General features: G+C 30.3%; 15 protein-coding genes. 10 read left to right on the forward strand and 5 right to left on the reverse strand.

Annotation, left to right across the window (positions count from 1 at the left end; translation table 11 throughout):
* Positions 1-3: 3 nt before the first annotated feature.
* The gene (locus tag ACTT9X_RS04810; RefSeq protein WP_440934523.1) at positions 4-1,191 is read right to left on the reverse strand and encodes an aromatic ring-hydroxylating oxygenase subunit alpha; all 1,188 of its coding nucleotides are present in this window, start codon (positions 1,189-1,191) and stop codon (positions 4-6) included.
* Positions 1,192-1,463: 272 nt separating this feature from the next.
* On the opposite strand from ACTT9X_RS04810, the gene ACTT9X_RS04815 reads away from it, so the two are divergent.
* From ACTT9X_RS04815 to ACTT9X_RS04835, 5 genes are all read left to right on the forward strand, one after another.
* Positions 1,464-2,474 carry a glycine betaine ABC transporter substrate-binding protein gene (locus ACTT9X_RS04815; protein ID WP_440934524.1) on the forward strand — a complete coding sequence of 337 codons (1,011 nt, stop codon included), beginning with the start codon at positions 1,464-1,466 and terminating at the stop codon, positions 2,472-2,474.
* A 57-nt stretch (positions 2,475-2,531) separates the two neighbouring features.
* Positions 2,532-3,419: an ABC transporter permease gene (locus ACTT9X_RS04820; RefSeq protein WP_440934525.1), complete on the forward strand. Its 888-nt coding sequence runs from the start codon at positions 2,532-2,534 to the stop codon at positions 3,417-3,419.
* A 57-nt stretch (positions 3,420-3,476) separates the two neighbouring features.
* Positions 3,477-4,205, forward strand: coding sequence for a methylenetetrahydrofolate reductase (locus ACTT9X_RS04825; RefSeq protein ID WP_440934526.1), 729 nt, complete (start codon positions 3,477-3,479; stop codon positions 4,203-4,205).
* Entirely contained in the window at positions 4,198-5,556 is a 1,359-nt protein-coding gene (locus tag ACTT9X_RS04830; RefSeq protein ID WP_440934527.1) for an aminomethyl transferase family protein, read from the forward strand. Before ACTT9X_RS04825 ends, ACTT9X_RS04830 begins: the two co-directional genes overlap by 8 nt.
* Before the next feature lie 155 nt (positions 5,557-5,711).
* Entirely contained in the window at positions 5,712-6,257 is a 546-nt protein-coding gene (locus tag ACTT9X_RS04835) for a hypothetical protein (protein ID WP_075503920.1), read from the forward strand.
* On the opposite strand, the gene ACTT9X_RS04840 is transcribed toward ACTT9X_RS04835, so the two are convergent.
* Genes ACTT9X_RS04840 through ACTT9X_RS04855 form a run of 4 tightly spaced genes read right to left on the reverse strand, consistent with a single transcriptional unit; the run spans position 6,254 to position 9,657 of the window.
* Positions 6,254-6,421, reverse strand: coding sequence for a hypothetical protein (locus tag ACTT9X_RS04840; RefSeq protein WP_168189248.1), 168 nt, complete (start codon positions 6,419-6,421; stop codon positions 6,254-6,256). The two genes, ACTT9X_RS04835 and ACTT9X_RS04840, sit on opposite strands and share 4 nt — an antisense overlap.
* Positions 6,414-7,025 carry a DUF3726 domain-containing protein gene (locus tag ACTT9X_RS04845; protein WP_440934528.1) on the reverse strand — a complete coding sequence of 204 codons (612 nt, stop codon included), beginning with the start codon at positions 7,023-7,025 and terminating at the stop codon, positions 6,414-6,416. Before ACTT9X_RS04845 ends, ACTT9X_RS04840 begins: the two co-directional genes overlap by 8 nt.
* 2 nt (positions 7,026-7,027) lie before the next feature.
* Positions 7,028-8,689, reverse strand: a complete 1,662-nt coding sequence (locus tag ACTT9X_RS04850) for a hypothetical protein (RefSeq protein WP_440934529.1) — start codon at positions 8,687-8,689, stop codon at positions 7,028-7,030.
* Positions 8,690-8,691: 2 nt separating this feature from the next.
* Positions 8,692-9,657: a membrane dipeptidase gene (locus tag ACTT9X_RS04855; RefSeq protein WP_440934530.1), complete on the reverse strand. Its 966-nt coding sequence runs from the start codon at positions 9,655-9,657 to the stop codon at positions 8,692-8,694.
* A 94-nt stretch (positions 9,658-9,751) separates the two neighbouring features.
* Here ACTT9X_RS04855 and purE point away from each other — a divergent pair, with 94 nt between their 5' ends.
* The 5 genes from purE to ACTT9X_RS04880 all read left to right on the forward strand — a co-directional run bounded on the left by purE (position 9,752) and on the right by ACTT9X_RS04880 (position 12,970).
* Positions 9,752-10,243 carry a 5-(carboxyamino)imidazole ribonucleotide mutase gene (gene purE, locus ACTT9X_RS04860; protein ID WP_440934531.1) on the forward strand — a complete coding sequence of 164 codons (492 nt, stop codon included), beginning with the start codon at positions 9,752-9,754 and terminating at the stop codon, positions 10,241-10,243.
* 1 nt (position 10,244) lies between these two features.
* Positions 10,245-11,291 carry a 5-(carboxyamino)imidazole ribonucleotide synthase gene (locus ACTT9X_RS04865; RefSeq protein ID WP_440934532.1) on the forward strand — a complete coding sequence of 349 codons (1,047 nt, stop codon included), beginning with the start codon at positions 10,245-10,247 and terminating at the stop codon, positions 11,289-11,291.
* Positions 11,292-11,759 (forward strand): GNAT family N-acetyltransferase, encoded by a 468-nt coding sequence (locus tag ACTT9X_RS04870; protein ID WP_440934533.1) that lies wholly within the window; start codon positions 11,292-11,294, stop codon positions 11,757-11,759.
* A gap of 116 nt (positions 11,760-11,875) precedes the next feature.
* Positions 11,876-12,082 carry a cold-shock protein gene (locus tag ACTT9X_RS04875; RefSeq protein WP_440934534.1) on the forward strand — a complete coding sequence of 69 codons (207 nt, stop codon included), beginning with the start codon at positions 11,876-11,878 and terminating at the stop codon, positions 12,080-12,082.
* A 141-nt stretch (positions 12,083-12,223) separates the two neighbouring features.
* Positions 12,224-12,970 (forward strand): aspartate/glutamate racemase family protein, encoded by a 747-nt coding sequence (locus ACTT9X_RS04880; protein ID WP_440934535.1) that lies wholly within the window; start codon positions 12,224-12,226, stop codon positions 12,968-12,970.

Raw genomic sequence — 12,970 nt, forward strand, 5'->3', positions numbered from 1 at the left:
CTCTCATTTTGTTAAGTTGGTTGCAACCCACTTATGAAACATCAAAGTAGGAGTATCCATTACAGGTGAAAAATTCCCACCATTGTAAGCTGGGGAATTTCGCCCATTTTGCATACCCTCTATTGCAGTTACATCTTCATTCATAACATCTTGCCAAAATGCAAAATTTTTTTCTCTTATATCCTTAAACTCATCACTAGTAGCACTTTCATCTCCAACATAATATAATTCAAAATGTTCTTTAGTTTGATTGTTAGAAATTGGCTCTAACCAAAAGGCATAGAAATGATCAATATGTATTCCTAACATTACGTTTGGATATAATGATACATATTCAGATTTTTCAGAAAGTTCAGTTGGCCAATTGGGAAAGCATTTAAATTTAATATTTCCATCGAACTGTTGTGAATATTTATTACTTCCTTGTCCTGAAAAATTAAAATTCTCATCTTCAATATGGTAGTGATCTGAAATATTTGAAACTTTATTAAGTTCAGGATGTATCCACGGCAAATGATAGCTTTCACAATAATTCTCAATTGCAAATTTCCAATTACTATTTACTGTCATATTAAAATATCCGTTATCAGTTGAATGTCTTATTAATTTTTGATCTTTTTTAGAAATAAACTTAGACCATCTATCCTCTAGAGGTTTAATAAAATCTTCAAATGGTTTTGCATTAGAATTAATATTAATAAAAATTAAATCCATCCAAATATTTGATTTAATTTCTTTTAAGTTACTCTTATTTTTATCGAACCCTTCAACCTCATGTTTTCCTAGTCCTCCTATATGTGGAGTAACAGTTAATTTTCCATTAAAGTCATAGGACCAAGAATGATAAGGGCATCTTATAACATTTTTTAATTTACATTCCTGATCAACTAGTTTGAAACCTCTATGACTACAAACATTATGAAAAACTTTTACTTCATTCTCTTTGTTTCTAACTATTAATATCGGTATGCCTAAAAGATTAAAAGGTTTTGCATCGCCTGGATTTGGTACAGAACTTGCAACCCCAATCATCGTCCAATTATTTTTAAATATTTTTTCTTTCTCAAACTCTAAATAATCATTATTCAAATAACATTCATTAGGTAATCCATGAGCTTTCTCTATAGGATTTTTAACAACTTCTATTTTATTAGGATCTAAGATGTCTGATAATTTTTTATTTAAATTCATTAACCTCCTTTTTTTAATTGATTAAAAAATTAATCGAGGCTTAAAATTATCTTTCTCTAATTATGATTTGTTGAAAAACAGTTTTGCAATTTAAAATATAAACAAATTCTTTGAAAAAAAAATTTGCAGAAAAAGTCATAGTAAAACTTTAAACAAAAATTTAGGACAGATAAAGACAATTTAGCTTCAACCAATAGTTGAATTAAATTTGCATTATTGGTCTCGATATGTTCAATTTAACTTTTTAAATGAATCAAATGTTGGGAGATATAATGAAGATTAAAAGAATACTTCTTTCACTAGCTGTTGTGTTTGGTCTAACTTCTTTTGGAAGTGTTGCAAACGCAGCTTGTGGAAATATAACGATTGCTAACATGAACTGGGCTTCAGCAAACTTTATGGCTGAAGTTGATAAGATCATATTAGAAGAAGGTTATGGATGTTCGGTAGAGTTAGTACCTGGTGCTACAATGCCTACATTTACATCTATGCAAGAAAAAGGTGAGCCAGATGTTGCTCCTGAGTTTTGGGCAAATGCTGCTATCGTAGCATTAAATAAAGCTGTTGATGAAGGCAAAATGCATTCAATCAATAAAGCACCAATTACAGGTTTAGGTGAAGGATGGTGGGTATTACCTCACACACTTAAAAAGCATCCTGAGTTAACAACTGCTGAAGCAATTTTAGCAAGACCAGATCTATTTCCTCACCCAGAGGATCCATCAAAAGGTGGTTTCCATATTTGTCCTCCTGGATGGAACTGTGAATTAAGTAACAGAAACCATTTCAGAGCTTGGGACATGGAAGCTAAAGGTTGGGCTATTGTTGAAACAGGTTCCGCTGCAGGACTTGATGGTTCAATTGCAAAAGCTGCTGAAAGAGGAGAAAACTGGTTTGGTTACTATTGGTCGCCAACAGCTTTAATCGGTAAATATGATATGCAAGCTGTAGATATGGGTGAATGGGGTGGTAAAGACAATTGGGATAACTGTTTAGTTAAACCTGAGCAAGAGTGTGCCGACCCTAAAAAATCTTCATGGGTAAAATCTGAAGTTTTCACTGTAGTAACAGATAATTTCAAAAATACTGCTGGAAGTGCTGGAATGGATTATTTCAAGAAAAGAACTTATCCAGGAACAGTTATGAATGGTATGTTAGTTTGGATGGGTGAAAACCAAGCAGAAGGTGCTGATGCTGCTATTGAATTCCTAAAAACACAAGAAAGTGTTTGGAGTAAATGGGTTTCAAGTGATGCTGCAAAAAAAATAAAAAAAGCACTTTAATTTTAAAATATTATTGAACCCGTTTTTTAAACGGGTTCAATTAGTTTAAAAATTTATATGGAATTCTTTAATAAAATCCCTGTAATGGATAGAACAGCTCTTAGGGAGTTGAAAAAAAGTATTGATTTTAGTTTTAAAGAATTCTCAAGAGCATATGGTGATGCCATAGAGGGATTTTTTGATCCACTTTTATATTTTTTAATATGGTTAGAAAAACTTTTAGTTAATACTCCTTGGCCAATTGTAATTGCAGTTTTTGGATTGTTAGCATGGATAGGATCTAGAAGTATCAAGCTAGTTATTGGAACAGTTGTCTGCTTTATAGTGATTGGTTATTTTGGTATGTGGAAAAATTGTATGGCAACAGTGGCAATTATTTCTGTTTCCACTTTAGTTTGTATAGTTGTGGGAATTCCAATTGGAGTTTTAATGTCAAAGTCAGCAAGAGCAGAAAAAGCGATTTTGCCTGTTTTAGATATGATGCAAACAATTCCAAGCTTTGTGTATTTAATTCCAATAATTATGCTTTTAGGTATTGGTAAAGTGCCTGGTCTACTTGCTGTATGTATTTATGCACTCCCCCCTATTGTGAGATTAACCAACCTTGGAATTAGAGAAGTTGACAAAGAAACGCTTGAAGCCAGTGAAGCTTTTGGGGCAACACCAATGCAAAAATTAAGGTCAGTTCAGATCCCGCTTTCTCTACCAACAATTTTTGCTGGAATCAACCAAACGATTATGATGGCTTTAGCAATGGTAGTAATTGCTTCAATGATAGGTGTAAAAGGCTTGGGAGTACCTATTTTACAAGCTATTTCTAACCAATATTTAGCTCTTGGAATGATGAATGGTTTAGCAATCGTAGCACTAGCAATTATCTTTGATAGAGTAACTCAACAGTACGGACAAAGAATTCAAAAGCACAGAGGTCAGTTAAAAAAGTAAATTAGTCTCAATCGATTTTTCTAGACTCATATTTCAAAATAAATAAAGATCTTCACTATGAATTTTTCATTGGAAATTGGACCTAAAACAGAAGTTGATACAGTTCCAGCATTGTCTGACATTTATATTACAATGCTACCTGGAGGTGATTATAGAGAGACAGCTGATAAAGCGGTAGAACTTGTAAAAAAAGGATTTAATCCCGTTCCTCATTTTCCTGCTAGATCAATGCATAATGAAAAAGAACTTAAAGATTATGTTTCTAGATGCAAAGACGGAGGAGTGAAGCAAGCCTTGATTATTGGTGGTGGAAGAGAACCAACAGGTAAATTTGATAGTTCATTTCAACTTTTAGAGACAGGTTATTTTGAAAAAATGAAAATAGGAATTGCTGGACATCCTGAGGGGAGTCCTGATATATCCGATACAGATTTAGAAAAAGCTATGATAGATAAAAAGCCTTACGCTGATTATATTGTAACACAGTGGTTGCTAGATCCTCAGCCTATTATAGATTTTATTTCTAAACAAAGCGTACCAGTGCATGTGGGAATTACTGGGCCATTAAAGATATCTAGCTTAATTAAATTTGCTAATATTGTAGGAGCAAAAAATTCCTTAAACTTTCTCAAATCTAATTTTAGTAAGGCGTTGGATTTGTTGAAACCTAAAGACCCTAATGATTTAATTGGGAAAGTTAAATCGCATACTGATAACTTCCACATTTATACATTCGGCGGCTTGAAGGAAACTAACAAGTGGTTGAAGGAGAATAGTTATGTCTAAAGAATTTGACTATACTAAAGTACAACATGTTACTTCTGTTGATCAATCTGACAGAGAAGTACCATACAATTTAAGACAAAGTGGGCCAACTAAAGTTGAATTATTAATTTCAACGAGGGTAAGAAAGTCACCTTATTGGCATTTATCAATGCAGGCAGGTTGTTGGAGAGCAACTGTATACAATCGAATTTATCACCCAAGAGGATATGTAAAACCTGAAGATGGTGGAGCAATGGTTGAATACGATGCAATCGTTAACCATGTAACAATGTGGAATGTAGCTGTTGAAAGACAAATAAGAGTTAAAGGTCCAGATGCAGAAAAATTTACTGACTACGTTATAACTAGAGATGCAACAAAAATTTCTCCTATGAGAGCAAGATATGTAATATTATGTAATGCTTATGGAGGAGTATTAAACGATCCAATTCTTTTAAGAATTTCAAAAGATGAATTTTGGTTTTCGTTATCTGACTCTGATATCGGAATGTACTTACAAGGTGTAAATGCAGATGGAAAATTTAATTGTACAATTGAGGAAATAGATGCATGTCCAGTCCAAATTCAAGGTCCTAAATCAAAAGCTTTAATGCAAGACCTTTGTGGAGACCAAGTTGATTTTGATAATATGCCTTTCTATGGATTGGCAGAAGCAACCGTTGGAGGAAGAAGTTGTGTAATTTCTCAATCTGGTTTTTCAGGAGAAGCTGGTTATGAAATATATTTAAGAAATGCAACTTTATATGCTGAGGATATGTGGAATGCGGTATTAGATGCAGGAAAAAAACATAAATTGATGGTTATTGCACCTGCACACCATAGAAGAATACAAGCAGGTATTCTTTCTTGGGGACAAGACATGGATCAACAACATAATCCGTTTCAATGTAATTTAGGTTATCAAGTTTCATTATCTGGTAAAGGTGAATGGAATAAAAAAGCTGATTATGTTGGTAAAGCTGCTTTGGAAAAAATGGGAGAAGATATAAAAGCTGGAAAAAAACCATATAAACTTCAATTAGTTGGAATGGAGTTAGGCGGTAAACCAATTGATGATTATGCGCCAGACTTTTGGCTTGTATCACCAGAAAGTGGTGGAGATCCAGTTGGATTTCTTACTTCACCATGGTGGCATCCAGAGAAGAAAACCAATATTGCTATGGGATACGTTCCGTTTGATGGAACTTTAAACCCTAATGGATTTCCAAAAAATAAAGTTGGAACTAAGTTCAAAGTTCACCTTCCTGAAAAATACTCGGACACTCCAGGAACACCTGTAGATGCTGTGGTTGTGGATATTCCATTCAAAGAGTCTTTCAATGCAAATACAAGAGAAGTTGTAAAAGGCTAAAATTTACTATGGGGGAGCTAATTTCAGCTCCCCTTTTCAATTCTAATGACCAAAAGTTTTTTAATAGCAGTTTGCATTATCATTGCTATTGCTTTAATAATATTTCCATTAATTGTTTCTTATAAGGCTCAAAAAAATAAAAATAAAAAAAATTAATGTTTGCTGAATTTTTAAATATAATTTTTAAGTCAATTAAATTAGACAAAACTCTTTATTCGGATAATAAAAATTTTGGAGAAGCATCAATATACTTTGCTGGGATTATAATGATCCTAGATGGTATCGCTGGCGCAGTAGCAGCTAACACCATTATTAAAACAGCTATTGCAATGTCTGGTTTAACTGCAATAGTTACTTGGCTAATATGGGCGATTTTTATTTTTGTAATTGGAGTTAAATTGTTTCCTGATAAGCAAACCAAAGTTTCATTCAAAAAAGTTTTAACAGCTGTTGGATTTGCACATGCCCCTGGTTTATTAAGATTTTTTGCGGTCACACCAGATTTAATGATACCAATAATTTTTCTTACTCAGTTCTGGATTTTTGCAGGTTTAATAATTTCAACTAAACAAATATTAAGTTTAAAATCTAATTTTAAATCTTTTGGGATTGTACTTTTATCTTTTTTAATTATTGCATTTTTATCTATCTCATTTGTAATGAGTAGAATGAATATGCTTCCAGTAAGTCAAATCAGTTAAAGCGGAAAAATAGTCTTAGATACTCTACAAGATTTACATAATTTAAACCCAGTAAGAATTAAATTTTGAGTTACACTTTCGTCTTCCTCTTTGCATTCATCACAAATATTGTTTAATTCTTCAGTATCTACCTTTAGATTTTTTTCGTCTATTTTATCAATCATTATCTGTCAAACCTGCACCTGCCGCACCCTCTTTTAAACTGTCACTCTCTTCAACAAAAGTTTCTTCGGATAATTTGTATAAATTATTCCATTCATCGTCTGTAAAGTTATCTTCATTTTCAAGTAGATTGACCTCAATTTTATTCGCTATCCTTGGAAATTCTTGATCAATAAAATTTGAAATAATATTTACATTTAGATTTAATAACATTTTTTTTTCATCTATTTTTACATTAATCTTTTTTCCAATAATTTCTGATGAACGACTTATGAATGAAATAAAAATAATTGGATAAGCAACATTTTTAAACTCAATTTTTTTTAATTTTTCTAAAACATTTATTTGATCTAAAAAACTAACACCTAAAGTAATTGGACAGTAAGGATTATTTGATGAGGAATTATTTTCACTAATTAAATTTAAATTTTCAAATTTACTTTCATTTTTTTTATTTAAATATTCATTAAGGTGCTTAATACCCGGTAAACTAAATAGCTCTAACAACCTTATACTTTTTCCTGTTTCCTCAGAAACTCCCCAAGAATATCCTGCTGCCTTTGAAGCTCTTTTAACAGTAGTTTCAATTTCACTCAGTGATTTCATTATTAAATATTTGTTTTATATACCCACTGCTCGTCATAACTTTTTAACTCGTTTGGAAGTGGAGCTCCTTGAAACATGCAAATTCTTAACCATTTGTCAGATCGTGGATCAAATTTTAATGCCCCAAAGAAAGACAATTTTAATCTAAGCATATCAATTGGCATTAAATCTTTTCCAATTGTATTATCTTGTATTTCTGAATAAGGAAATTTTTCTACAATGAATGCCCTCCTCACTACATGTCTTAATTCAGAATTTGACGTTAAAAACTCAGCAATAGTTAAACTATTTTTTGAGACTAATAATTTGTCATAAAGTTTTTTTATATCTCTTGCTATTGCTAAAGGCTGTTCTAATTCTGATCCATGTTCTTCAAAACGATCCGCCAATCTAGGTTCTTCTTTATTTTTTGAAATAAACCAAAAGTTTTTATTATTTTCTTTTTTTTCAAAATTAATATCTAGAATATTAGGATACTTTGCTTCAATGATATTCCTCAATTCATCAACTTTTCTATAAGTTGGAATATTAAAATATTTTTCTTCGTCTGAACTCATTTCTTTTACCAAAGGATTTATAATATCGTTATAAGGTTCCATCATTATTGACACTATGTATTCAATACATTCTTCACAAGTATTGTCCTCTAACCATTGATAGATTTTGTTAAAAGGATATTCGCTCTTAAAATTAAAATCTTTATCTATAAAATTTAAGAATTTTTCTACATCCTTTAATAATGAAGAAATTTTTTTTAGCTGATATTCGCTATCAGTATTCCAGCTTGTAATATTTTTTAATGATTTTTTTACACAATCTATAAACAAATCGCTATCTTGACTTTCTACATCTTTGATTTCTCTAATTTTCTTAAGTGCTTTTTCTCTACTTAAAATCCAATTATTTAATAGAGTTGGGTGATTGACTATAAATGGAGCCATACCCAAGCCTGTGGAATTACCTATTCCCAAGTTTTTACAAATATTATCATCTAGCTTAACAGCTGTTTTTGGATTTTTATAATAAGCAACATGATTAACTTGATCAAAAGTAAATTGTCTTACCAAATAAACCAGCATCATTTCTAATCTGAATGGACCATTAATTTCTTCACGATTTTTAATTCTGAATCGATCTGCAAGACCAAATTTGCCTGAGCCATATACTGCTGTAGTCCTATATAAATAGCCTACTTTTGATAATAAGTTTGAATCTGGCTGCTCACCTTTGCTCAAACTTTCAACTACATGATTATAAATTCTTACTGATTTGTTTGCTCTTGATAAAGTTAATTCTTTATAAGAAAGTCTGCCAACTTCTTGTTTTGGAACTTCATTTTTTAATCTTTCAATGTCTTTTTTTGTAGGAACTCCATCATGTAATGTAAAAGCTGCATCCCATTTTGTTGCAATAACTCTATCTGATCTTTCTTCATCTTTGATTTCATTTGCAAAACAAATTAAAGAATAAACTCTTTTATTTTTTTTAAATGAATAAACAGCTTCTCCAAAACCATTTTCATTTAAATTAAATAAATCTCTTTTATACTCCCACTCTTTAAACTCATTAAGAAAACTTCTTAAAAAAGATAATTTTGATTGATGAAAAGATCCTAGCCTTGATAATTTCATTATTTTATTTGGGTCTCTTAATTCAACTTTCATAATTAAATAGTTTTATAAAAATTGTACCAGTTATTTCCAAGTATTCCATGTGTCTCGGTATCTGAAAAACCTGCTTTTTTTAGACCTTTTTCAATATTTAAGAACCCTCTTGCATCAAGAAACCAGTCAGGTTGTTTAGGAAAACCTGGTTTATTTTTCGAACCTTCACCATAATTTTTACTTTTAGACCAAGAACCATTTCTCATCCATTCAACAACAGTATCTGGATGATCTAAACAAAGATCTGATCCTATTCCTATTTTTTTTACATCCATTATTTCGGCTGTTTTTGCCACCATTTCACAAAAACTATCTAGAGTACAATTTGTGTTACCTTTTAAGTGATGAGGGTATAATGATAAACCCAACATACCACCACTATCACTCAAAATTTTTAATAAATCTGAGGATTTATTTCTTTTAGCTGGATGCCAAAAAGAAGGATTAGCATGAGTAATTGCTATTGGTTTTTCACTGAATTCAATTGCATCTATAGTACTTTTTTCTGCAGAATGTGACATGTCTACCACGAGCCCGACTCTATTCATTTCTCTTATAACCTCGCGTCCAAAATTTGTAACTCCGCTATCTACTTTTTCATAACAACCTGTTGCTAGCAAAGACTGGTTATTATAAGTAAGTTGCATAAATCTACATCCTAATTGATGAACCTTTTCAACAAGATTTATGTCATCTTCAATTGGTGAACAGTTTTGAAAACCAAAAAATATTGCAGTTTTGTTTTCTTTGTTAGCTTTATCAATGTCATGAAAGTTCTTACCAGGAAAAATTAAATCTGAGTTTTCATGAAACAATTTTTCCCATTTTTTAATTTCAAGTTGTAATTCATCAAAATCTTCATGGTAGACAATTGTAACATGGACAGCATCTAATCCAGCAGATCTATTTATCTCAAAGATTTTCCTAGACCAATTACAATATTGAAGATTATCAATTTTATAATTCATAGTATGCTTAACTCTAATCAATATGTATTTTAAATACTATTAATTTTATTGAAATTTTAAGTTAATTTTGAAATAAACAGATTGATCAATTTTCATGAAAAAAAATAGTAAATTAAAAGTTTCAATCATAATGGGAAGTCAATCAGACTATAAAGTAATGAAACTAGCTGAAAAAACCCTAAAAAAAATTGGAGTTTCATTTGAAACAAAAATTATATCTGCTCACAGAACACCGCAAAGAATGTATGAATATGCTGCAAAAGTTGAGCAAAATAATATAGGAGTAATTATTGCAGGTGCTGGAGGATCTGCTCATCTTCCAGGGATGATATCAGCAATTACACATGTGCCAGTACTCGGCGTTCCTATTGAAAGTAAAAAACTTAAAGGTTTAGATAGTCTGTTATCAATTGCACAAATGCCTAAAGGAATACCTGTGGGAACCCTTGCTATAGGGGAAGATGGTGCAATTAATGCTGCTTTATTGGCTGCAGCAATAATTGCTAATAATAATTTAAATGTTCGAAAAAAACTTAAAAATTTTAGAACTTCACAAACTAAATCTGTAAAAAAAACTCCAAAATAAAATGTCTGAAATAACTCTTGGTATCATTGGGGGTGGTCAACTTGGAAGTATGCTTGCAATATCAGCTAACAAATTAAACATTAAAACCGTTATTTTTTGTGATGACATAGATGCACCAGCGCAAAATTTTTGTAATCAATTTGTTACAGGAAGTTATGATAATAAAGAAAAAATTTCAGAATTCATAAATCAAGTTGATTTAGTAACTTTTGAATTTGAAAATATTCCATTTGAAACATTAAATGAAATAAACAAATTTAAACCTGTTTTACCAAAGCCTTCAGTCAATAGATTAATCCAACATAGATTGGCTGAAAAGGATTTTATTAATAAATTAAATATTAGAACAACCAGATATGTTTCAATTGATAAAAAATCTGACATAGATGCCTTAGAAGATTTTTTACCAGGAATATTAAAAACAACAACACTTGGTTATGATGGGAAAGGTCAATATCCAATCAAATCAAGTAATGAAATTAATTCATTGAACATTGATTTTTCAAAAGGGTATATCCTTGAAAAACTTGTAAAATTAAAAAAAGAAATTTCAATTATAATTACAAGATTTAGTAATAACAAATATGAAATTTACGAGCCAATAGAAAACACTCATGAAGATCAAATTTTAAAATATTCAAAAATACCTGCTGAAATTAATGAAAAGATTTTTAATCAATCTAAAGATTGGGCAATGCTTATTGCTGAAGAACTTAAATATGTTGGAACTTTATGTGTGGAATTTTTTATAGATAGAAATGATAATCTTTATGTTAATGAGATTGCTCCAAGAGTACATAACTCAGGACATCTCACAATAAATGCTTTTAATGTCAGTCAATTTGAAAATCATGTAAGAGCTGTATGTGGTTTAGAACAAATCCCTTTAAAAAAAATTTCTAATGCTAAAATGATAAATTTGCTTGGTGATCAAATTACCCATTATAGAAATTTACAAAAGTTTAGTGATAACGAATTTTTCTTTGATTATTTAAAAAAAGATATAAAAGAAAATAGAAAAATGGGTCATATCACAACTTTAGTATAAATGTTAAAATCAATAGAAGGTAATTTTGATAATCCAGAAGTAAATGAGCTTCTTACAGAGCATTTTATTGAGCTTAGAGCCGCATCTCCAGAGGGAAGTGCTCACGTCCTTGATATTCCTGGTTTAAAAGTACCATTAATTAAATTTTGGAGTTTATGGGATAATAAAAAACTGATCGGTTGTGGTGCTTTAAAATTTTTAGATAAAGAACATGGAGAATTTAAATCTATAAGAATTCATAATAACTTTAGAAAGCAAGGCAAAGGTATTGATGTAATCAATCATTTAATTAATGAAGCTAAAAAGTTAAGTATAAAAAGAATAAGTATCGAAACTGGTGCGGGAGATTTTTTTATACCAGCAAGAAAACTTTTCAAAAGAACTGGTTTCAAGGTGTGCAAACCTTTTGCGCACTATAAAAAAGACATTAATTCTGTCTATTTAACCATGCTAATTGACGATATTTAAAAATTTTTTTTAATTCTTGATATATTTTGTTGACAAAACCCAATAAAATCTAAAGAAAGCCAATATTACTTAATAATAAGTAATAATTTAACATAACAAAAAGTAAGAAGATAAATATGAGTCTACAAGGAAAAGTAAAATGGTTCAATCCAACCAAAGGTTTTGGTTTTATTGAAAGAGAAGATAAAGAAAAAGATGTGTTTGTACATGTTTCAGCGGTAAGAGATGCTGGTATGAACGGTTTAGATGAGGGTCAATCTTTGACTTTCGATGTTGAAGATGGTCCTAAAGGTCCTTCAGCAGTTAACTTAAAAACTGCATAATTTCACACTTCCTATTGGCTGAAATATTCATTTAAGTATTAATAAATTTATTATTCAGCCAATACCTAAACTAATAACAATCTTTAAACATAATTAATAATTATAGATTTAAATTTAAAAATTAATAAATTAATCAAAAATATGATTGGAATTTTAGGTGGAATGGGAACTCAAGCTGGTCTTGATTTTTGTAATAAGCTTGCAGTTCTAAATAGAGGAAAGATTGATCAAGAGTATCCACTATTTTTACTTTATAACAAATCAAATATTCCAGGAAGACCTGAGTCTATAGGGTCTCAAACTAAAAATCTTTTAAACAAGTCCACCAACAAAACAAGTAGAAAAAAATATAACAAAGTTTTAAAGAGTTTGCTCAAAGGCTGTAAGCTTCTAGAAAAGAATAAATGTAAATTTATAGTTATACCTTGTAATACGGCTCATTATTGGTTCGATGATTTACAAAACAAAATTAATATTCCAATAATTAATATGCCAAAAGAAGTTTTCAAATTTACAAAAAAAAAATGCAAAAAAAAATCTAAAGTTGGTCTACTAGCCACTGAGGGTACTCTTAAAACTGGAGTTTATAAGAAATTTTTTGAAAAAGATTATCAATTGGTAGAGCCATCTCAAAAAATACAAAAAATGTCAGTTAATAAAACAATTAAATTAGTTAAAATGGGAAATGTGAAAGCTGCTGCAAAAGCAATTAAACCTGCAATTGATTCCTTAATTAAAATGAAGTGTAAAAAAATTATTTTAGGTTGTACAGAACTCCCTATTGCAATTTTTGCATTCAAATCATTTGAAAATGTAAAATCATCAAAATTATTTTTAGACCCTAACTTAATTTTAGCTCATTCAGCTATGGTTAAGCATAAAAATTAG

The sequence above is a fragment of the Candidatus Pelagibacter sp. genome, from assembly GCF_052049855.1.
Classification (GTDB): Bacteria; Pseudomonadota; Alphaproteobacteria; order Pelagibacterales; family Pelagibacteraceae; genus Pelagibacter.

Excerpts from the sequence above, each read along its gene's own strand:
- ACTT9X_RS04810 (WP_440934523.1), bottom strand. The coding sequence starts at position 1,191 with ATGAATTTAAATAAAAAATTATCAGACATCTTAGATCCTAATAAAATA.
- ACTT9X_RS04815 (WP_440934524.1), top strand. The coding sequence starts at position 1,464 with ATGAAGATTAAAAGAATACTTCTTTCACTAGCTGTTGTGTTTGGTCTA.
- ACTT9X_RS04820 (WP_440934525.1), top strand. The coding sequence starts at position 2,532 with ATGGAATTCTTTAATAAAATCCCTGTAATGGATAGAACAGCTCTTAGG.
- ACTT9X_RS04825 (WP_440934526.1), top strand. The coding sequence starts at position 3,477 with ATGAATTTTTCATTGGAAATTGGACCTAAAACAGAAGTTGATACAGTT.
- ACTT9X_RS04830 (WP_440934527.1), top strand. The coding sequence starts at position 4,198 with ATGTCTAAAGAATTTGACTATACTAAAGTACAACATGTTACTTCTGTT.
- ACTT9X_RS04835 (WP_075503920.1), top strand. The coding sequence starts at position 5,712 with ATGTTTGCTGAATTTTTAAATATAATTTTTAAGTCAATTAAATTAGAC.
- ACTT9X_RS04840 (WP_168189248.1), bottom strand. The coding sequence starts at position 6,421 with ATGATTGATAAAATAGACGAAAAAAATCTAAAGGTAGATACTGAAGAA.
- ACTT9X_RS04845 (WP_440934528.1), bottom strand. The coding sequence starts at position 7,025 with ATGAAATCACTGAGTGAAATTGAAACTACTGTTAAAAGAGCTTCAAAG.
- ACTT9X_RS04850 (WP_440934529.1), bottom strand. The coding sequence starts at position 8,689 with ATGAAAGTTGAATTAAGAGACCCAAATAAAATAATGAAATTATCAAGG.
- ACTT9X_RS04855 (WP_440934530.1), bottom strand. The coding sequence starts at position 9,657 with ATGAATTATAAAATTGATAATCTTCAATATTGTAATTGGTCTAGGAAA.
- purE (WP_440934531.1), top strand. The coding sequence starts at position 9,752 with ATGAAAAAAAATAGTAAATTAAAAGTTTCAATCATAATGGGAAGTCAA.
- ACTT9X_RS04865 (WP_440934532.1), top strand. The coding sequence starts at position 10,245 with ATGTCTGAAATAACTCTTGGTATCATTGGGGGTGGTCAACTTGGAAGT.
- ACTT9X_RS04870 (WP_440934533.1), top strand. The coding sequence starts at position 11,292 with ATGTTAAAATCAATAGAAGGTAATTTTGATAATCCAGAAGTAAATGAG.
- ACTT9X_RS04875 (WP_440934534.1), top strand. The coding sequence starts at position 11,876 with ATGAGTCTACAAGGAAAAGTAAAATGGTTCAATCCAACCAAAGGTTTT.
- ACTT9X_RS04880 (WP_440934535.1), top strand. The coding sequence starts at position 12,224 with ATGATTGGAATTTTAGGTGGAATGGGAACTCAAGCTGGTCTTGATTTT.